General features: G+C 40.3%; 20 protein-coding genes, 1 tRNA gene and 1 rRNA gene. 1 reads left to right on the top strand and 21 read right to left on the bottom strand.

Going from position 1 to position 20,908, the window contains the following annotated elements:
* Positions 1-71: 71 nt before the first annotated feature.
* The 11 genes from A33I_RS16470 to A33I_RS16430 form a co-directional block, all read right to left on the bottom strand.
* Complete coding sequence (locus tag A33I_RS16470; RefSeq protein ID WP_022629440.1) at positions 72-1,340, bottom strand: GntP family permease; 1,269 nt, start codon at positions 1,338-1,340, stop codon at positions 72-74.
* 128 nt (positions 1,341-1,468) lie between these two features.
* Complete coding sequence (locus A33I_RS16465; protein ID WP_022629439.1) at positions 1,469-2,575, bottom strand: CdaR family transcriptional regulator; 1,107 nt, start codon at positions 2,573-2,575, stop codon at positions 1,469-1,471.
* 97 nt (positions 2,576-2,672) lie between these two features.
* Complete coding sequence (locus tag A33I_RS16460; RefSeq protein WP_022629438.1) at positions 2,673-3,185, bottom strand: hypothetical protein; 513 nt, start codon at positions 3,183-3,185, stop codon at positions 2,673-2,675.
* Positions 3,186-3,395: 210 nt separating this feature from the next.
* Complete coding sequence (cydS, locus tag A33I_RS21540) at positions 3,396-3,500, bottom strand: cytochrome bd oxidase small subunit CydS family protein (RefSeq protein WP_012957285.1); 105 nt, start codon at positions 3,498-3,500, stop codon at positions 3,396-3,398.
* 11 nt (positions 3,501-3,511) lie between these two features.
* Positions 3,512-4,525 carry a cytochrome d ubiquinol oxidase subunit II gene (locus A33I_RS16455; protein WP_022629437.1) on the bottom strand — a complete coding sequence of 338 codons (1,014 nt, stop codon included), beginning with the start codon at positions 4,523-4,525 and terminating at the stop codon, positions 3,512-3,514.
* Between the two features lie 14 nt (positions 4,526-4,539).
* A complete protein-coding gene (locus tag A33I_RS16450) occupies positions 4,540-5,871 on the bottom strand; it encodes a cytochrome ubiquinol oxidase subunit I (RefSeq protein WP_022629436.1) in 1,332 nt (443 codons plus the stop codon).
* 223 nt (positions 5,872-6,094) lie between these two features.
* Positions 6,095-7,504 (bottom strand): MDR family MFS transporter, encoded by a 1,410-nt coding sequence (locus tag A33I_RS16445; protein ID WP_022629435.1) that lies wholly within the window; start codon positions 7,502-7,504, stop codon positions 6,095-6,097.
* A 119-nt stretch (positions 7,505-7,623) separates the two neighbouring features.
* Positions 7,624-7,791 (bottom strand): Fur-regulated basic protein FbpA, encoded by a 168-nt coding sequence (locus tag A33I_RS20365; protein ID WP_022629434.1) that lies wholly within the window; start codon positions 7,789-7,791, stop codon positions 7,624-7,626.
* Between the two features lie 143 nt (positions 7,792-7,934).
* The gene (tatC, locus tag A33I_RS16440; RefSeq protein ID WP_022629433.1) at positions 7,935-8,705 is read right to left on the bottom strand and encodes a twin-arginine translocase subunit TatC; all 771 of its coding nucleotides are present in this window, start codon (positions 8,703-8,705) and stop codon (positions 7,935-7,937) included.
* 17 nt (positions 8,706-8,722) lie between these two features.
* Entirely contained in the window at positions 8,723-8,908 is a 186-nt protein-coding gene (locus A33I_RS16435) for a twin-arginine translocase TatA/TatE family subunit (protein ID WP_012957279.1), read from the bottom strand.
* A gap of 31 nt (positions 8,909-8,939) precedes the next feature.
* Positions 8,940-9,575 (bottom strand): redox-sensing transcriptional repressor Rex, encoded by a 636-nt coding sequence (locus tag A33I_RS16430; RefSeq protein ID WP_012957278.1) that lies wholly within the window; start codon positions 9,573-9,575, stop codon positions 8,940-8,942.
* Between the two features lie 245 nt (positions 9,576-9,820).
* Here A33I_RS16430 and A33I_RS16425 point away from each other — a divergent pair, with 245 nt between their 5' ends.
* Entirely contained in the window at positions 9,821-11,764 is a 1,944-nt protein-coding gene (locus A33I_RS16425; protein WP_022629432.1) for an ABC-F family ATP-binding cassette domain-containing protein, read from the top strand.
* A 307-nt stretch (positions 11,765-12,071) separates the two neighbouring features.
* Here A33I_RS16425 and A33I_RS16420 read toward each other — a convergent pair whose 3' ends face one another.
* The 10 genes from A33I_RS16420 to A33I_RS16375 form a co-directional block, all read right to left on the bottom strand.
* Positions 12,072-12,485, bottom strand: a complete 414-nt coding sequence (locus A33I_RS16420; RefSeq protein ID WP_235806204.1) for a hypothetical protein — start codon at positions 12,483-12,485, stop codon at positions 12,072-12,074.
* Positions 12,482-14,671, bottom strand: a complete 2,190-nt coding sequence (locus A33I_RS16415) for a hypothetical protein (protein WP_022629430.1) — start codon at positions 14,669-14,671, stop codon at positions 12,482-12,484. The genes A33I_RS16420 and A33I_RS16415 overlap by 4 nt, the downstream gene beginning before the upstream one ends.
* Before the next feature lie 242 nt (positions 14,672-14,913).
* A complete protein-coding gene (tsaD, locus tag A33I_RS16410) occupies positions 14,914-15,930 on the bottom strand; it encodes a tRNA (adenosine(37)-N6)-threonylcarbamoyltransferase complex transferase subunit TsaD (protein WP_022629429.1) in 1,017 nt (338 codons plus the stop codon).
* The gene (gene rimI / locus A33I_RS16405) at positions 15,920-16,384 is read right to left on the bottom strand and encodes a ribosomal protein S18-alanine N-acetyltransferase (protein ID WP_012957273.1); all 465 of its coding nucleotides are present in this window, start codon (positions 16,382-16,384) and stop codon (positions 15,920-15,922) included. The genes tsaD and rimI overlap by 11 nt, the downstream gene beginning before the upstream one ends.
* Positions 16,377-17,093, bottom strand: coding sequence for a tRNA (adenosine(37)-N6)-threonylcarbamoyltransferase complex dimerization subunit type 1 TsaB (tsaB, locus tag A33I_RS16400; RefSeq protein WP_022629428.1), 717 nt, complete (start codon positions 17,091-17,093; stop codon positions 16,377-16,379). Before tsaB ends, rimI begins: the two co-directional genes overlap by 8 nt.
* The gene (gene tsaE, locus A33I_RS16395; protein WP_022629427.1) at positions 17,078-17,545 is read right to left on the bottom strand and encodes a tRNA (adenosine(37)-N6)-threonylcarbamoyltransferase complex ATPase subunit type 1 TsaE; all 468 of its coding nucleotides are present in this window, start codon (positions 17,543-17,545) and stop codon (positions 17,078-17,080) included. The genes tsaB and tsaE overlap by 16 nt, the downstream gene beginning before the upstream one ends.
* 9 nt (positions 17,546-17,554) lie before the next feature.
* Positions 17,555-18,547 carry a thiamine-phosphate kinase gene (thiL, locus tag A33I_RS16390; RefSeq protein ID WP_285839984.1) on the bottom strand — a complete coding sequence of 331 codons (993 nt, stop codon included), beginning with the start codon at positions 18,545-18,547 and terminating at the stop codon, positions 17,555-17,557.
* 164 nt (positions 18,548-18,711) lie between these two features.
* A tRNA-Met gene (locus A33I_RS16385) sits at positions 18,712-18,785 on the bottom strand.
* A gap of 54 nt (positions 18,786-18,839) precedes the next feature.
* Positions 18,840-18,955, bottom strand: a 5S ribosomal RNA gene (gene rrf / locus A33I_RS16380).
* Positions 18,956-19,059: 104 nt separating this feature from the next.
* Positions 19,060-20,214, bottom strand: a complete 1,155-nt coding sequence (locus tag A33I_RS16375) for a trans-sulfuration enzyme family protein (RefSeq protein WP_022629425.1) — start codon at positions 20,212-20,214, stop codon at positions 19,060-19,062.
* Positions 20,215-20,908 lie beyond the last annotated feature (694 nt).

Raw genomic sequence — 20,908 nt, 5'->3', positions numbered from 1 at the left:
CAAATGTTTCCTCCTTTTCATTCTGAGTTGTCATTGTGCTTATAAGAACCTGTGCTTATAAAAACCATCGCTTATAAGAACCATTGAAAGACTCCGAAGATTAATGTTGAGACAATAGCCATAATTAATCCGACAAGAGACTCATAAGGAATAAGCTTTAAGCGTTCATTAATCTGCATACCGACACTTCCTGCCGTCGCATGGAAGAAGCTTCCGTGCGGCAAGTGATCAAGTACTGTCGCTCCTGCATGGACCATCGCAGCTCCTGCAAGCCCTGCCACACCAAGCTCAAGCAGAGTTGCTCCAAATACGCTGCTAGCCACAGCTGAACCTGCAGTAGTTGATGCAGTCGCTGCAGACATAAAGATCCCTGATGCCGGGGCCAGTGCGTAAGCAGGCAGACCAAGTCCATCTAATCCATTAATCAGTACATCTCGGAGTCCAGAGTTAGAGATAATTCCCGCAATTGCACCTGTACCAATTAATAAAATCGCAACACCTGACATTTTATTCAATCCTGAAATCGCGTATTGATTCATCATTTTAAACTTACCCATCACAAGTGCACCAGCTAATCCACCTAAAGGAAGTGCGATCATTGGATCTACGACAATATCAAACAGCGGTCTAAGCATTAATAGAATAATAGCTACCAGCGGTGCGACAATGGCAGCTGCAAAAGACGGTGCTCCTTTGGCATTAGTTGATTCTACTTCTTCTAATTTTACTGCCGTACCCTTGTTAGATAGTCGTTTCGCAATAAAGTACGTCGCTGTTACACCAAAAGCTGCCGGAATAATACCTGCTGCCATAACCGAAGTGAGCGGTACATTAAATGCCTCTGAAACCGCAATCGTGTTTGGGTTAGGACTCATGATATTTCCGGCTTTACCTCCACCGATCATCGCAAGTAAAATGGCCGTTTTAGATAACCCTGCCTGACTTGCAATGGCTAAAGCGATCGGTGCTACGGTAATAACGGCAACGTCAACAAAGACACCAACTGCTGTCAAAATCATTGTAGCCACAGCAAGCGCTAATAAAGCACGGGTCTGTCCCACTCTTTTTACGATACCCTGTGCAATCGTCGCAGCTGCTCCTGACTCAATTAACACTCCTGCCAACACACCCGCTGCTAAGATCCTGAGAACAGCAGGAATAATACCGCCAGCTCCTCCAATCATTAAATCTACTGTATCGACAATCGAGGCACCGCCGACAATTCCGCCAGTCAAAGCACCCGCCATTAACGCATAGACAGGAGGAATTTTTCTTAAAATCATGACAATGGCTATAATTAAACCGAGTAATGCTCCAATAGCTGTTACTTGTACATCCATACTCATAAACCCCCAGAGAATGACTTTTCTCTATTGTAAGCGTTTACCGTTTAGTGATCATTGTGCATGACACTAAAATCAATTCCATTATGAGGACAATATTAGGTCATCTGCACAATCATTTTATTTCACTTCATTCCATCATATTGGTTTAATTTCAAGCTGACATATAACTCCAACAGCTGTTCCAACACCCGTGGATCCTTCTTTGTTATGTCTGCAATTTTTTGAAGCCGGTATTGAACCGTATTTCTATGAACAAAAAGAGCCTTGGCCACTTGTTTTACTTCCCCATTATGTTCAATGTAAGCTTTTAACGTGTCTAAAAGTTGATTTGCTTGATCCTCCGGCTTAAGAGGCTTGAGGATTTCCTTTAACTCCTTCATATCCGTACTCCTAGAAAGCTTGTACAATGAGACATCGAGCATTAATTCCTCATAATAATGAATTTGTTGACCCGCTTTTTTAAACCGACCCGCATGAATAGAGTACGATGCCTTTTGATAAGATGGAGCAATTTCATCCAGCGTATAAGCAATTGTTCCGTAGCCTACATCAAGCTTGAACCTTGAAGCAATATGTAAAAGTTTATCTTTAGAGATCGCCTTCTTCGTAGGAAGAAACAATACATAGCGGTCTTTTTGAATTTGAGTAAGGGATGAATATTCTTTAAAATGTTCTTCTAAGGCGTATTTTTGCCGTTCTTCGTTATATCGGGTAGCAGTTTGTGGTGTATCAATACAAATGACTTCACAAGGCAGCGAAATTGACAACCCGAGTGAACCGGCTCTTGTTTTAAATAAATTCCAATCCTCTATCTCCGCACGAATAAGCTGTCTTACAAGCTCTTCTTTATGCCGTGTATCCCACTGAAGCTCAGCTGTTAAGAAGGCTTGACTTAAAGAAAGCTCGGCTGCCATTTTCACAAGCTTTCCGTAACCTCTAATTTCATCTAATGGACCGGTTATCCCGATCACACCGACAATTTCTTCATTAAAGGTAATAGGCAGATTAATTCCTGTTTTTGTTCCCTTTAGACGAGTCAGATCCTCTTCCCCCACCTCTACTTCTACCTCTTTGGCTATGGCCTCCACCGCCCCGGCATGCAGTTCAAATAAGCGGCTTTGATCCCCGCTTCCAATAATAATGCCGTCTTTGTCCATGACATTTACGTTGTATCCAATAATATCTATTGTACGATTCACAATTTCTTGAGCCAGCGTTCTCGTCAGCAAATTCTTCACCTCGATCTTTTACCATCTTTCTCTTACCATCTATCTCTTACCTATACAAAAAACCTCCTAGAGATTCTAGGAGGAAGCTATATCTTTATTATAACCCATAAATATCAACCTCTTTAAGGTTCGTTGATTGATCTTGCTGAATAAGGTTCTTTAGTGAATTCGTTCGCGAACGTAAAGAATTAATTGCAACCGTCCGCTTATAAGAGGCTTCATTTAATTGAAAGATTGGTGAGTCAGAAAAAATATGATCGTCCATCACAATCAGTTCAATTTCCTGCCACAGCTTAGCGTCCATTTCAAACGATTGATTCTCCATTATAAAATCGTTTTCATAACTAGCCGGCTCTTCTTCTTTCATAATCAAATGTAGTAATTGCTCATGCTTCTCTGTAAGCTCTGGCGTTTCATCATGGGAGATCAACGGCATAACCTGCTCTTCTTCTTCCCATAAATACACTTTCATCCTCTCAGTAACATCTACGCTTGGTATATGTTCAAGCTGGAGTGAATTCATCTGATTCGTAGCGCTTTGAGTTGGCTGACTGCAAGCAGACAGCACAAGGATGCACAGCCCCACTAGTAAGCTTATATACCCCTTCATCCTTCATACCTCCATTAAAAAACTTCATAATATCTTGTAAAAATAACTGATTATCTGTACCCTTTCAACAAAAGATTAAACCTTTTTCCATAAAATAAGCAGGATAACCTACAAATTTCTACATAGTTTACCCTAACCATAGTACTATTATCCTGATTATCCAAACAAAAATACCGCCGATAGGCATTACAGCTTACCGGCGGCAAATGTCTATTTTTTATAAGATTCCTGTCCTTTTGCTCCCCACCAAAACAAACCTGCTATACAGAGAATGACAATTAGAATCGGAGCAATCATAATTAAGAAAAAATCCATTCTTATCCTCCTTACTTTCTGCCTTGTACATACTTATTGTCAAATAAGAAGAGTCTCATCAATAAATATAATGAAGGAATCAACAAGAACAATCCAGCAATGAACGCAATAATTAAAGCAATCGCCATCGCTTCATTGGTAAAGCCGTCATAGATCGTTAAATGCGGATAAAGCAGATATGGCAAGTGAGAAGCCCCGTATCCATAGAATGCAGTTGCAAACTGCAGCATAACGAAGACAAAGGACAACCCTAATCTTTTACCCTTCCAAATGAGGTAAACAGCACCTAAAAAGAATAAGAAGGATAAACTGAACATCCAGGCAAGGTCCACCATCTTTTCAAAGTGAACCGGATTATGTTGGTTTAGAGCAAAGAATACTAGAATACTCGCTAATATGGTTGGGAAACTCCAAAATAAAGCATACCCTCTCAGCACTTTAAACGCATCGATATCACGAGCTTTATAGGCATAAAAAGTTAAGAAACATGCTGAAATATAAAGCACACTTACTATAGCTAATATAACCACAGTCCATGAATAGAAACTAGAAAATAAAGCTGGGTAATCCAAGAGTACTTGATCACCCTCTAAGATGATAAATCCGCCTTCTGAGATGGTTAAAACGACAGAAAGGGATGCTGGGATTAACAGGCCTGTAGCTCCGTACAAAAATTGATAGAAGAGACTTCCTTTTTCCCCGTAATTGTGAAAAGCGTAATAGGACCCGCGGATAGCCAGCAAAATGATTGCTATACTACCTGGGATAAGCAATGCTGTTCCGTAATAATAGGCGGTTGAAGGAAAGAACCCCACAATCCCGATAAAAAAGAATACTAGAAAGACATTTGTTACTTCCCATACAGGTGAAAGATAACGAGCAATGACTTTATTAATAATATGTTCTCGCCCTGTGATACTAGAGTAGTAGCTAAAGAACCCGGCGCCGAAATCAATCGACGCCACGATTAGATAGCCGTAGAGAAAGGTCCACAGAACGGTGATTCCTATTAATTCATAATCCATGGTCGCACTCCTCTCTATTCCATTCCACGATCTTTAAGTTCACGTTCTACTGGATTTGAACTAAACAATTTACGCAGCACAGTAATACACGTAATCGTTAATATGAGGTATAAACCTATAAACAGATACAGCATTAAATCAACATGTGCAGAGGTCGTAGCTCCTTCTGCTGTTGTCATATAGCCAACTAAAATCCATGGCTGACGTCCAAGTTCTGCAAAAAACCAACCCATCTCAATAGCTATAATGGAGAGCGGCCCGCCAATAAAAATGGCCCACAACAATAAACGATTGTGTTCGTTCCATCTTTTCGTCCGCTGTATGAAGACGTAAGCCACTGAGACAAGCGCTAAGAACATACCGATCCCTACCATTGCATCAAAGAAATAATGAACAATAAGCGGCGGTAGTTCATCTTGAGGAAATTCCTCAAGACCGATTACTTCAGCACTTGGAGAACCATGAGCTAAAATACTGAGCGCGTACGGAATCTCAAGCGCATAACGAATATTTTGATCTTCATCTAAGACCCCACCTAAAATAAGGGGTGCTTCTGTAGATGTTTCAAAATGCCACTCAGCCGCTGCTAATTTTTCCGGTTGATACTCTGCAAGATATTTACCAGAAAAGTCACCAATTAAAGCCGTCGCAACAGCAAACACAGCTGCTACAGTCATCGTAAGGTGCAGCGCTTTTTTGTGGTACACATGATCTTTTCCTTTAAGCAGTGCAAATGCGGCAATCGCCGCTAACACAAAAGCTGATGTTAAATAAGCCGATGAAAGCACATGGGCTACTTTCGTTGGTGTCGCTGGGTTAAACATTGCGGCCAACGGATTAATATTTGTGACCACACCATTTTGAATTTCAACACCTGTTGGTGCATTCATAAAAGCATTCACTGTCGTAATAAAGAAGCCAGACATAGAAGCCCCTATGACAACTGGGATCAGCAAGTAGAAATGATACATCTTATTTTTAAATCGATCCCACGTATATAAATAGATTCCTAGAAAAATTGCCTCAAAGAAGAACGCAAAAGTTTCCATAAACATCGGCAGACTAATCGCATGCCCTGCTACCTGCATAAAGTTCGGCCATAACAGGCTGAGCTGCAAGCCTATAGCCGTCCCAGTTACCACACCAATTGCAACGGTAATAACAAATCCCCGTGCCCACCTTCTTGCAAGCAAGCGGTAATGCTCATCATTTCTTTTTATTCCTATCCACTCAGCAAGAGCAATCAATAAAGGTATACCAACACCAATTGTCGCAAAGATCACGTGGTAGCCTAACGTTAACCCCGTTAATATACGACTATATATGACTGGATCGTATTCAAACATCCTTTTCCCTCCCACATGTATTCAAACCATTTATCACGGGACTATGCTCAATCCTTCACATAGTCTGTTATCTATTTCTAGAGCTATTTGTATGTACACATTACCATAATCATTAACGTCGAAACCTATATTTTTATGACAACTATGTGAAATAAATCACAAATTACAATGGCTGAAAAAAAGACCAACATTTGTTAGCCTTTTTCTCCTTTATGTGGACTTATTAGGAAGCTTTTTCAAGCTCTTGTTTTGCATTTTTTTCAAGGTAATAAGCAGCCGGAATGGTAATCGCTGTAATGAGCCCAACAACAATAAACCCTTCATTGATTGCTTGCAAGCTTGCTTCCTCTAGTGAGACTGTCGCTCCCATTAAATGTCCGCGTCTTACCTCATAATAAATCGAAATAAACACAATCCCTAATGCCGAGCTCATTTGACGCATCACATTATTCATCGCAGACCCTCTTGAGATAAGACGGTCTGGTATAGCATTCATTCCAATTGTCGTAGCAGGCATCGTACTGAGTCCTGATCCAATTCCTCTGATAGCCATCATAATGAAGATAAACAATAAAGAAGTCTCAAGACTCAAAAACCCTAGGGCGAACGTGCCTATTGTCATGACAATAAGTCCAGTCGTTACAACACCACGAGCGCCCTTTTGATCTAATACTCTGCCCCCCACCGTCATAAAAAGGCCAGTCAATAAAGCTGAAGGTAAGAAAATTAAGCCTGTCATAATAGCACTTAACCCGTAAACCTGCTGGATCAGAAGCGGAATCAAAAAGATCCCCGCGAATAAACCGATTGATGTGGTCCCTGCAATGATCACACTAAAGGTATAGGCAGGTATTTTAAATAGAGATAAATCAAGCAAAGGCTGCTTTACTCGAGTTTCAATTTGAACAAATAAAATCAGCAGCATTATACCGGTTATGGCTAATACGATATTCAACGGCATCAATAAATGAGCAAGCTCTGACATTCTACCAAGCGCAAGGAGTATCGCTCCAACCCCAGCAGTTACCGTAATGAATCCATAGAGATCAAACCGAACCTCTTTGTTGGGCGATGTGACTGGTAAGTATTTCAGGGCAAACCATAATCCTAAGAGCCCGATCGGCACATTACACCAAAATAAATACTGCCAACCGCTTGTCTCAAGCAGAACTCCCCCAACGGTTGGCCCGATCGTCGGCGCCATCATCGCTGCAATTCCCCATACACCTGTCGCCATTCCACGCTCATTTCTCGGAAAGGCTTCAAAAATAAGCGCCATCGATAGAGGCATCATAATTCCGCCCCCGACTCCTTGTAAGCCGCGAAAGACGATCAAAGATGACAAGTTCCAAGAAAATGAGCCAAGAATAGAACCAATAACAAAAATAAGCAGCCCTATTAGGTAGAGTTTCTTTTTACCGAAACGATCACCTAAATACCCTGTTACAGGGACCGTCATCCCCATTGTAACCATAAAAATGGTAATGACCCACCCCGTACTTACCGCATCTGATTCAAATACTTCCATTAATTTAGGTACAGCCGGATTTAACATACTATTATTTAAGATCATCGTAAATGACCCTAGCAAAACCGCAATGACAACCATCCACTTGCTAGAAATTCTCCCCATAAATCACACACCATTTCGCTTATCGAAAGATTTACTTTTATCATAGCATGATTCAATCAAAAAAGCTCAACAGATCCTACTTTTAACAAGCGTAATCAGTTGAGCTTTTTCTGTCTCATTTATATATGTTGATTTTGGCGTTGCTTTAAAGACTGATAGACGCGTTCAATTTCTTGTAATGTTAATTCAAAAAGTTGACGGCCCTGCACCTTGTACACACCAAAAGCGATAATTTTTTCAATTAGATTATCTTTTCGTTGTTCTGTTTCACTTGCTGCCCTTCTCATGGTTATCCTCCTTTCTCCTTTTGTTTAGTTCCCAATTTAACGTTTGATTAAACAGTTTCTCTACATGTTTAAATATGTAAAATTACCGTAAAAGCAAAAAAAGACAGTTAAGCAGGTTCTGCTTAACTGTCTTATCATTTAAATTAATCTTGATTCATTTCTTTTTGCTTGGCTTCTTCTTCCATTAAACGTTCAGCCTTTAATACTTTTCTGTACGTCAATCTTGATACCCATATACTGAATTCATATAAGAGTAACAACGGTACAGTCACCATCAAATGGCTTAACAATTCAGGCGGAGTAATAAAGCCAGCAATAACCAGCAATATAAAATACGCATATTTTCTGATACTCGATAAATAAGCTGGCGTAACAAGTCCCAGCCTTGTAAAGAACATCACAACAACCGGCAGCTGGAACAACAGGCCAAAAGGCAATGTGATTTGGAATAAGAATGTAAAGTATTCGTTAATCCCGTACTGCTCAGTGATATTTAATCGTTCGGCTAAATTCCCCATAAATTGAATAATGAACGGGAATAAAATAAAGTAAGCAAAGCCAATACCTGTTAAAAACAAAATAAAGGCAATCGGAATATACGCTAGTGTTGCTTTCTGTTCATTCTCATGAAGTCCCGGACTAATAAACGCCCAGAGCTGATATAAAATAATAGGAAAAATCAAAATTAATGCGCTCGCAAAAGCAAAGGTCATAAATACACGGATCGGATCCGTCATTTTAAATGCATTCATTGGCAGCTCTTGCGCTGTCGGTGCGCTTTGTAAATACGTAATTAACGGTGTGGCGAAAAAGAAGCCGGCAATGAGCGCAATTAGAAAGAATACAACGACAATCATAATACGGCGTCGCAACTCTCCAATATGGTCCATTACCGACATATCACGTGATTCCATTTATAAACCCTTCCTGCTTAAGCCTGATCTTTGTTATTTTTCTTTTTATCGTCCTCTTCATCAGCCAAGCCTTTAGTGGCGTTTTTAAATTCACGCAATGTATTTCCTGCTGCTTTTCCTAGTTCCGGCAGCTTTTTTGGTCCAAAAATCAATAAAGCGACAAGTCCAATAATGACAATACTTCCTGCACCTAATCCACCCATAGGTTGCACCTCCTTGTCCAATCTACTTCTATTATAACGGATAATGCTTTAAAAAATAAACCAGTGCCTGTAATTCAACAGACAAATCAATATGGTGAACTCTGACCGAGTCTGGCACAGATAATCTAGCCGGAGTAAAGTTCAAAATCCCTTTAATACCCGCATCTACAAGACGGTCAGCAATTTTTTGCGCTGCTTGTGATGGTACGGTAAGGATCGCAACCGTTACCTCAGGGTCTAAAATGTTCTCAAAATCGTCAAGATTGTAGATCTTCACTCCGCCTACTTCCGTGCCGATTTTTGACTCATCCACATCAAATGCCATTTCAATCTGGGTATTATTGTTCTTAGAGAAGTTATAGTGTAAAAAGGCTGTCCCTAAGTTACCTACCCCAACTAAGATGACTTTCGTTAATTCATTTTGATCGAGCGTTTCGCGGAAAAATGAAAGCAAGTAGTTCACATTATATCCATAGCCCTTTTTTCCAAGAGCTCCAAAGTAAGAAAAATCACGACGAATCGTTGCAGAGTCAACTTTGACTGCTTCGCTTAATTCAGTCGAAGATACTCGTTGTTTTCCTGATGCATGCAGGTTTTCTAAAAAGCGATAGTATAAGGGCAATCGCTTTGCAGTTGCTTGAGGAATTTTTACTTGATCTGACTTCAACGTAAATTCCCCTCCTCTCCTAGCCTAGTCCCTTAAGTAAGATCTATAATGTACGTTCTTTTCCTTTTGTTACATTTTTTCTTAGAACGATATCATTTTATCTTATTGTTTTATCCTATTGTACACTATTTGACTGTTTATGTAATCGTTTTACATCAGGTCCTGCAAGTTGTTCACCGCAGTCTTTTACGTTAAACTGAGTGAAGAAAACTATTGATATGATGTAAGGATAGGATGGATATCCCATGATTTTATTACAATGTGTAAACGTATCAAAATCGTTTGGTGCAGAAACGATTTTATCAAATATTAAACTCGAAGTACAAACTGGCGACCGTGTCGCATTAGTCGGTCGAAATGGGGCTGGTAAATCAACTCTTTTAAAAGTGATAGCAGGACAGCTATCACATGACAGCGGAGAAATCATTCAGCCAAAAGATGTAGAGGCAGGCTACCTCGCTCAAGATACCGGCCTAGAATCCGAATTATCGATTTGGGATGAGATGCTGACAGTATTTGACCTGCTTTTAAAAATGGAAAAAAGACTAAGAGAGATGGAACAAAAAATGTCTGACCCTTCTCTTTTAGATCACGAGGCAAGTTATAACAAATTATTAGCAGAATACGATCAGCTCCAGCTCGATTTTAAAGATAAGGGCGGATATCAATATGAAGCAGATATTAGAAGTGTACTAGCAGGCCTTCATTTTGACTCTTTTGACTATCAAACAAAAATCCAAACGCTAAGCGGCGGGCAGAAAACAAGACTAGCCCTTGGTAAACTATTATTAACCAAGCCTGATTTACTTATCCTTGATGAGCCGACAAACCACTTAGACATAGAGACATTAACCTGGCTTGAGAACTATTTGCAAGGCTATCCAGGTGCCATTTTAATCGTATCACATGACCGCTATTTCTTAGACAAAATCGTTACCCAAGTCGTAGAAATTTCAAGAAACCAATCAAGGAAATACGTTGGGAACTACAGTCTTTATTTAGAGGAAAAAGCAAAACGTTATGAGCTCGAGAAAAAGCAGTTTGACAAACAACAAAGCGAAGTTGCAAAGCTTGAGGATTTCGTTCAACGAAATATTGCTCGTGCCTCTACTACCAAGCGAGCGCAAAGCCGCAGAAAGCAGCTTGAAAGAATGAACCGTCTTGATCGTCCTGAAGGGGACGAGAAATCAGCTTCTTTCTCGTTTGAAATCAACCGCCAAAGCGGCAATGAGGTCCTTCGTATCGAAGGCTTAGAAGTGAAATACGGGATGGAGCCGATCTTTTCTAACTTAAGATTAGATTTGAACCGCGAGGAAAGTGTTGCACTAATCGGTCCTAACGGTGCAGGAAAATCAACGATCTTAAAGGCAATCATAAAGCAGATTGAAACGTCAAAAGGAACAATTCGCTTTGGCAGTAATGTGACAGTCGGCTATTATGATCAGGAACAAGCAAAACTTACTTCTAATAAACTTGTTCTTCATGAATTATGGGATGATTATAGTTTGCTCCCTGAAAAAGAAATCCGGACGGTGTTAGGAAACTTCTTATTTTCAGGGGACGATGTGTTAAAACCTGTTTCCACATTAAGCGGCGGTGAGAAAGCACGCCTTGCGCTAGCTAAATTAATGATGCAAAAGGCAAACCTGCTGATTCTGGATGAGCCGACAAACCACTTGGACCTAGATGCAAAAGAAGTGTTAGAAGCAGCATTAATTAACTACCCTGGCACTCTCTTGTTTGTATCACATGACCGTTATTTCCTTAACCGCATTGCCACTAGAGTGTGCGAGCTTGATAACGGACAAGTCACAAATTATTTAGGCGATTACGATTACTATTTAGAAAAGAAAGAAGAAAATCGGCAGCGTCTATTATTGAAAGAACAAGAAGAGCAGGAAAACAAGGTTGCTCCAACTTCAGAAAAGAAGGAAGCTAAGACGGATAAGAAATCGTTTGAATTAGATAAAGAAGCGAAGCGTCAAGAGCGACAACGCTTGCGTCGAATTGAGGAAATTGAAACGAAGATTGAGGAGCTAGAAGAATCACTTTCAGTAAATGAAGAAGCTCTTTGTGACCCTGAGATCTATTCAGATCATGAACAAGCGAGTAAAATCCAAGCTTACATTGACCAAACCCAAGTGACTCTCGAACAGTTAATGGAAGAGTGGGAAGAGCTTCAATCCTAACTAATAAAGATGCTGAGTATTTTAAACCCTCCTCCTGACAGTGGTTGTTGATTTCCGCTGCAGGCACTCGCTTTCCGCAGGAGTCGAGTACCTTCCGCTCCAATCAACAGTGCAAAAAGGTGACTAAGCTATTCCAACAAAAACCAGACGACCTATCATTATAAATGAATAGGTCGTCTGGTTTTTTAATACTTTAAAAAGTAAATATCATTAGGTTCTTGTTTCCAGTAGGAGTCTGTGTTCCCCCCTACCTTGATAACTTGTTCGGAAGCAAGGTTAAGACGTTAAGTACATTCCGCCTAATTTTTCACTTCTTCTCTTCTACTTCTTCTTCAGGTCTGTGCTTGCGATCTAAATTCCATTTAATAAACGCATAGACAACAAAGATCCACAAGATTGGGTGCGTTAAGCTAAGTCCGACTTGAGACTCTCCACCAAGAAAAGTGAATAGGGCAATTAATCCGATCACATAAAAGATGAAAAATATATCATGCTCCCATATAGGAATTCCCTGTCTTCTTCGTTTATCACGCGGCATCATCACTTCTGCTGCAACAGCAAAACCAAAACCAATCAATAATAAAATAAATGTGCCTCTCCCGCCTAATAAGCCGCCATTGATCAGCTGAGGAAAGTAATCTAAAAATAGACCAACCGCTAGAACAACGAGCACCGCAATACGCAGCATTCGCGCCCGCTTCATTTTCTTCTCCACTCTCATGCTCCCCTTTTTTCCTTTTGCTCTAAGAGCCAGTAGTAATGCATACATACGACACAAAACATTGATGTTGCAGCAGCCACTACTCCCGAGTCATTTAATACAAGCAACGCAACGGATGCACAAATACCTGTCTGCAAAATTAACGCGTGTAATTGATGACTTTTTTGCAATGTCTTCCTTATTAACATCACCATCACAACAAGATAGCTTGTCACAAATAATTGCGTCCAATTGGAATGCCTGAAGATCTTCCAGTTCATAGAAACTTTTCTTTCAATCGTATGAAGAAGATAGCTTAGATCTCCTGCAAACAAACGATTAAACCCAGCTCCAATATGCGTTTGGTTTCCTGTTAATTGTAGCACAAATAAAAACGAAAATAATAGAAGAAGAGAAGCCGCTCCAATGAGAATGGCACGGAGTAGAGTCCATTTAAATTGTAATAAGCGAAATAGAAGAAAGAAATAGGCAATACCCGCAGCCAATGTTGCTCCAGCATTTGTTCCAAGCTCACTATGCCCCAATAAAATAAGCTGAATCGCTCCTAATGCTACTACCATCATGACACTCATCTTTTTGTTTACCAATTGAAAACCGCTTAAAAGAGCAAGACCTGAAATAATATAAATCCCCGCATATTCATTTCCAATGCCGTAATACCTTGCCCCAATAATAGGGTCATAGCCTAAATAGGATCGCTGCATAAAAGGGGTTCCTAAAAGTAAATCCAGTGAAATAAGAACAAATAACATGCCCCCTACGATGGCAATGGCATTTCTTTTAAACCGACTGATTATATATCCACAACCGAGTGAGAAAATAACAACAAAAAACACGAACACTGTGATACCAATGTGGATAAGCAGTTTAGATCCTATGAGAAAAGGAATAGGTGAAAGAAGAGCTGATAAAATAATCATTTTCAATACATTCTGACCCATGATCTGAGGTTTTCTGAAAAAACTAAGCACCCCTGCTACGACCAATAAGATAACAAGTGTCGTAATATAGGCAGAAAGAACACTTGCCCTGGACTGATAAATTAAGGTTAATTCATCCACATGATTCAGCACTTTTTGTTTATCTCCCTCACCAACATTCATTCTTTGAATGCTATGTCCAGGCAAATCTCTTGGGTCATTCAACCCAAAGTGAGCAAGAATGGAAGGTGCTATATCAAGATTGCTGATAAGATAATGTTGATTAGTCGTATTCGAGGTAAGAAAACCTCCATTTTCTTTACCCCATATCAAAAGAGGAGCCAGCTGCTGTTTTTGATCATAAGCTTCGTCGTTCATCATCGGCGAAAGAAGCCACACCGCCTGACCACCCTGTTCTTTTTGGCGTAATTGTTGAATAAATGCTCCCAATCGCGTTAGCTGATAGTCTCTCTCTTGATTAAAATGTGAGTCCTTCATTAAAGACCTATGTTCATATAACCGATGGAGATCTCCCCATTCAATGACAATCAAACCATTTCGGACTTGTAATTCACTTAGTAAATATGCTTCATCCATTTCCTTTCCTGCCGGAGAGGCGGGAGACTTTTTTACAGATTGTTTATAGTCACCCTCTACCACCCCTTCTGAATCAATGACAAGAAGAGAACCGTATCTTATTTTTTCAGTTATCGTATCACTGTGACCCAATACAAAACGATCGATCCCAGCTTCTTTTAGCTTATCCCCAAGGATACCAACACGCGGTTGATAACTAGACTTGTCATTTTTACTTACTAAGCGGTGAAAATGTGGATGACTAAGACTTGATGATGAAGCCTGGCCCGTTAATTGAATCTCTAAATCTCTTGCTGTCACATTAAACTCTGTTTGTTCATTACCTTCATAGCTATTCCAGTCCTGCACCCCTACCGCTCTCTTGCCGCTTCCTATACTAACCATACTGTTTAAATAAGAATAAGGCCCATCTGGTTTAATGTTTAATGCACCGATCGCTGCTTCTTTCCACAGTTCATTATTCTCTTCTGTCTCCAAAATACGTTTGACATCTTCAAAAGAAAGATCAGGCGCTACAACGATAATTAATGTTTGTTCATTTTCAGCGGAAACCGGAATGTGAATAAATAAACAAATAATAAGAATTAACAAACCTACCTTTTGCGACATAGCTACCAGCCTTTTCGTATAATTTTCTGACATATCCACATTATTCACAGGTTTATACACAGGTAAAACCCTTATATTATAAGGGTTTATTTAAAAATTCACATTCAATCTCCACTTATCCACAACCAAAGTTAATAACAGTTTACCCCTTGCAAAAACGTATCATTTTTAAGTTATCCACGTTATCCACATGAATGTTAATAAAACCTGTGGATAAAATAGAGATCGCTTACATGCCTAAAAAAAACCACCTATAGGTAGCATTTGCACCAATAAGTGGTTTTAAACCTGAAAGTTACTCGTTATTCTCTTTCTAAATCAAGACCTGGATTTCCATTTAAATCATACGATGAAAACTTGCCCTGCTTGTATTTGATACTTGCTGCAGCCCCGATCATCGCTGCATTATCTGTGCATAAGTTTAATGGCGGGATAATTAACTCTACTTCTGTATGTTCAAAGGTTCGCTGAAGCTCTGCCCTTAACCCTTTATTCGCTGCTACTCCGCCTGCAAGAAGCACCTGTTTAACATTGTACTTCTCTTGCGCTCTTTTTGTTTTTGTTATTAATACATCTATTACACTTGCTTGAAAACTCGCTGCAAGATCTTGTGTATTAATTTCTTCACCACGCTGCTTCTGGTTGTGCAAGGTGTTAATAACTGCTGATTTTAATCCACTAAAACTAAAATCAAAGCTGTCAGGCTCAAGCCAAGCTCTTGGAAGGTCATAGCTAGACTCGCCCTCATGTGCAAGCTTGTCAATGTGAGGCCCGCCAGGATATGGAAGACCAATTGTTCTAGCTACCTTATCATAGGCTTCCCCTACAGCATCATCTCGCGTTTCACCTATAATTTCAAATGATCCATCGCTTTCCATATACACAAGCTCCGTATGACCGCCTGAGACCACTAACGTCAGTAACGGAAATTCAAGTTTGTGGATAAGTTGGTTTGCATAAATATGACCAGCAATATGATGAACTCCGATTAACGGCAGGTTATGGGCAAATGCCAGTGTTTTAGCCGCATTCACTCCAATTAACAGCGCTCCGACAAGACCCGGTCCTTCCGTTACAGCAATGGCAGAAAGGTCTTTAAAAGTCACTTCGGCCTCACTCATCGCTTCTTCAATAATAAGGGTAATTTGTTCAACGTGATGCCTAGATGCAATTTCCGGCACTACCCCTCCAAACCGTTTATGACTCTCAATTTGTGAGGAGACAATGTTGCTTAGGATCTCTTTCCCATCCTTAATTACCGCAGCAGACGTCTCATCACAGCTGGTTTCAATTGCTAATATCAATTCTTTATTCTCCATTTAAGTTCACCCACATTACCATTGCGTCTTCTTGGTTATCCGTGTAGTAATTTTTACGGATTCCACCCTCTTTAAAACCTAGCTTTTTATAAAGGCCTTGTGCAACGACATTACTCACTCTTACCTCAAGTGACATATGGACAGCTCCAAGCTCTCTAGCATGATTCATCGCATAAGAAAGAAGTTGTTCTCCAAACTTTTGTCCGCGCATAGAAGAATGTACCGCTATATTTGTAATTTGAGCATCTTCTCCTATCACCCAAAGACCACAATAGCCCGCAATATAGCCTTCTTTTTCACATACAAAGTAATGAGCATACTTATTCACGTGTAATTCATTAATAAAAATGGATGGCTTCCAAGGTGTCGGAAAAGAATTCTTTTCTACTTCATAGACCCCTTCAATGTCATCGATTGTCATTAAACGAATGATACTTTTCGCTTGCTCAATCATTGGACTCACACGCCTTCTTCTGCTCGCTTTGCCATTTGGCTTCAGCTTCTGCAAGACGGAGATAACGAGGTACAAACGTATGAATAGACTCGACTGCTTCTTTTTCTTCCCCAAGTGCAGCTAACTCCCCGCCCCGAGGCAGAGTCATTTGAGCAGGAGCAAAGACCGCTTTATCACCGAGGGCTGATTGAATGTCTTCCTGATGCAGTTCAACGTCTTGTCCTACAAACAAAATTAGCCCTTCTATCTCTTTTAACTCTTCTAACCATTCATTTAACATCCTTAATCGATCTTCTTTCTGAACGGTCATTTTATGCTGCTCGCCTCTATAAAGGGCTGTAAATACTTGTCCTCGTCTGGCATCTACAATAGGAACCGTATACCCTTCAAAGAAACGACCATTTTGAACCATTAATTCTAGACTCGAGACGCCGACGAGCGGTATATTTAAAGACCATGCTAAGGTCTTTGCTGTCGTCACTGCTATACGTACACCTGTATAAGAGCCAGGTCCATCAGCTACAACAACCTTTGTTAGCTGCTCTGGTGTAATTCCCGTATCTCTCATTAGCTGCTCAATCGCAGGCATTAAACGCAGCGAATGATTCTTTTTAATATTAGTCGTCATTTCACCCAACACTTTAGAGTCTTCTGTGACTGCAACAGTCAGTACATATGAGGACGTATCGATTGCTAATGTGTAGCCCATGTCGCTAACTCCTTACTTAGTTGTTCATAACGGATTCCTCTTGCAAAAAATGATAATTCACGCGTCGTATCACCGGCATGAGTAATCACAATGTCTAGACGATCATTTGGAAGCTGTTCTCGGATGATGCTTGCCCATTCAATCACAGACACACCTTCACCTTCAAAATACTCTTCCAACCCAAGTTCTTCCGCGCCCTCATCTAAACGATAGACATCCATATGATAGAGCGGAATTCTTCCTTTGTATTCTTTTATAATCGTAAAGGTTGGACTGCTAACTACCCGTGTAACTCCTAACCCTTTTGCTAACCCTTTAGTAAAGCTGGTTTTACCTGCACCTAAATCACCTTCAAGCGTAAGTACATCACCAGCTTGTACAAGCTCTCCTACTCGCTCAGCTAGCTGCGCCGTTTCTTCGGGAGAGGTTGTTTTGATTGTCCATTTATCCATTGAAATCACCTATTTTGAAAAATGATTGTATCCCTTTTTTGAAAGCAAAATTTTTGCATTTTCTTTTTGTAAATATACTGCTGGCTGATTATCTATAACTTCACCTATTAGATGTAATGAGATCCCTTGCCTTTTACATTCTGCTTGTATTAAAGGAAAGGTTTCCTTAGAAGCTGTTCCAATCAGCTGAAAATCTTCTCCGCCATATAAAGCGGCATCGAGCTGCTGGTCTAACTCATTTGCTGACATAGCTGGATGAAGCGGTAATTTTTCTTCATATAATAATAAAGTGACCTGGCTGGCTTCAGCAATTTCGTTAGCTTCACTTGCTAGCCCATCACTCACATCATTTAATGAGATTCTCTCATTTGACTGGGCAAAAATTCGCCCTGCCCTCACTTGTGGAACCGGCTCTTGATGAGCTTTGATCAGTTCTTGTTCATGATCGAAGTAAGGAGCTTCATTTCCTTTTTCAAGTAATAGTGATAAACCGGCTGCCGAACCACCTACGTAACCTGTGACGAAAACATTATCCCCCACTTCAGCACTAGAACGAAGGAGGCTTCGATTCTTTTCAACTCTCCCAATGACAGTAACAGTAATTACTAGACATTCTTGAATCGATACCGTATCTCCGCCTATCAAATCGACTTTAAATTGATTGGCCAAATCTTTCATCCCATGATAAACAGCTTCTAACTGCTCTTCACTCCAGCTCTTTGGGATAGCAATAGAAACCAGATAATAGTGAGGGATCGCTCCCATAGCTGCTAAATCACTAAGATTAACCGCTAACGCTTTTTTTCCAATCTGGTAAGGCGTTAGGGTGTCCTTCCTAAAATGTATTCCTTCTACCATAGTATCCACACATATGACCTCATCAAACAGATCCGTCCCGCTGTAAACAGCAGCATCATCACCGATTGCTACTTTTAAGGAAGATTGATGAGTATGACGGGGAGTAATCTTTGATATAAATGAAAACTCATCTTTCACATTCATGCCCCCTTCTGATGTACATCATCCCGCAAAAAACCTTAGGATAGATGTTCCTAAGGGTATCTGTATTAGTTTAGCTGATCTTATAAGTGATGTGCAAGCTATAATCTAAGTATGATGAGAACATAGAAAAAACCGGAACAAATATGTTCCGGTTTCTCCAGGTATTGCGGGAGGAGGATTTGAACCTCCGACCTTCGGGTTATGAGCCCGACGAGCTACCAGACTGCTCCATCCCGCGACGCTATACTATTATTATAGACAACTTTTCAATTCTTAAACATAAAAATTGTTAGCCTGGCAACGTCCTACTCTCACAGGGGGAAGCCCCCAACTACCATCGGCGCAAAAGAGCTTAACGACCGTGTTCGGCATGGGAACGGGTGTGACCTCTTTGCTATCGCCACCAGACTATGTTGTCTCTAAGACATATATAAATATACCATGTGTTCTAAAACATTGCAAGCATTAATTAAAATTCTTTTTAAGAAAATATAAACTCAAATCAAAAACCGTTAAAGGTTCTTGATTTGAGCTTGTTTAATGGCATGCTGAAAAGCTTCTATTATATCCGTTTCATCCTCAATCCCCACAGAGATTCGTACCAGCTGCTTTCCGATCCCAAGCTCTGATCTCAATTCATCGGGTATCGTACGATGAGAAGTACGTAACGGGTAAGACACTGTTGTTTCTACTCCAGCAAGCGTAGGAGCAATTTTAACCCAGCTTAAGTTCTTAAAAAACTCTTCAACATCTACTTCTTCTGCTAAATCAATGCTTACCATAGCACCGTTCCCTTTAGCAGAAACATCGGTCGGATAATAAACTTTGCTTACTCCTGCACTTTCATTAAATGACATTGCAAGGTTTGAAGCATTTTCGCATTGTCTTTGCATTCTTAAACTTAATGTCTTTAAGCCCCTGCACCCAAGCCATGCTTCAAATGGTGTTAAATTGCAGCCAAGTGTCACAATTTTTGCTTTTGCTTTTTGGATAAGCTCCGTAGTACCAACTAACACTCCAGCGTTGACATCACTGTGGCCGCCAATATATTTAGTAGCACTATGTACGATTAGATCTGCACCAATTTTAGCTGGCTGCAGTAAATATGGTGTTGCAAATGTATTATCAATCATTGAATAGATCGTATGTTTTTTCGCAAGTCTGATCACACCCTCGAGATCTTCTACCCGCAACAAAGGGTTAGTGATCGATTCTGTATAAATCAGCACTGTACGGTCTGTGAGCGCCTTTTCTACTGTCTCTAAGTCTTCAAATGAGACAAAGCTCACATCAATCCCCATATTGGGAAGCTCTTGTTCAAACAATTGATATGTCCCGCCATATAAATCTTCTGAAGCAAGGACATGATCGCCCTCTTTCGCCACTGCTAACACTCCAGCTAGAATAGCCGACATACCAGAAGACGTAGCAACCCCGTCTTCTGCCCCTTCTAATAAAGCGATGCCTACTCCTAAGTCATCTGTATTGGGATTACTGTATCTTGAATATAAATAACTCTTTTCTCCTTCATAAAAGCTTTCCATATCATCAAGGTCTGTAAAGGTAAAGGCCGTTGTTTGATAAATTGGTTTTGCTTTGCTCACATGATAAGCTGATTCTTTCTTTTGAAAATGAACCGCTTGAGTATTAAATCGCTTCTCACGCATACACTCCAACTCCTTGTGTTCTCTTTCTATCATCTAAATAATAGTCTTATTGTTTACTTTAACACATTATCGTAACAAATACCTTTAAATTGTTGGAATAATTCGATATCAGATTAGTGATATACTTAGAAACTGAATGAAGTGCGGGATGCTAGTAGAAGAGAGAGGCGATTTCAGATGTTGATTTGGGACCTGAATGGAGTGATTGCGTCAGTAGCACTCATTATTGCGTCAATTGTCTGGTTATTTGTATCCTTCTGTCTTGTAAATGCGTAGGTTGAGCGAGGAAATGCGTCAAAGCTCGTTTATTGCGCGATTTATGGTTCGATATGCGTCATTGGCATGAGGTATTATATTGAGTTTGCTATTTATTGCGCGAGTTGATGAGCGAGGAGATTTGCTAGCCTAGCTCACAAGCGCCCCTTACCCTGTTTATGCATACTATAAAACACAATCCTAATGGATTGTGTTTTATTTGCCTGGCAACGTCCTGGCTCACCCTTTCTCTTCTACGGGGAAGTACAGGCATGGCGTTTCTCTTTGAGGCTTATCCATGAATCATTACGAAGAGAAAGGGTTCGTCTCACAGGGCGATCACGAAGATTATTCAAGATGAATATCATGAAGGATCCAAGAAGAATTCAAAGGTGGCGCTGCTCCTTCGGACCAGTTAAGCTCTATTGCGCCACTTATC

The organism is Alkalihalophilus marmarensis DSM 21297, assembly GCF_000474275.2.
Taxonomy (GTDB): domain Bacteria; phylum Bacillota; class Bacilli; order Bacillales; family Bacillaceae_D; genus Alkalihalophilus; species Alkalihalophilus marmarensis.
This window is presented reverse-complemented; position numbering and strand designations above follow the sequence as displayed.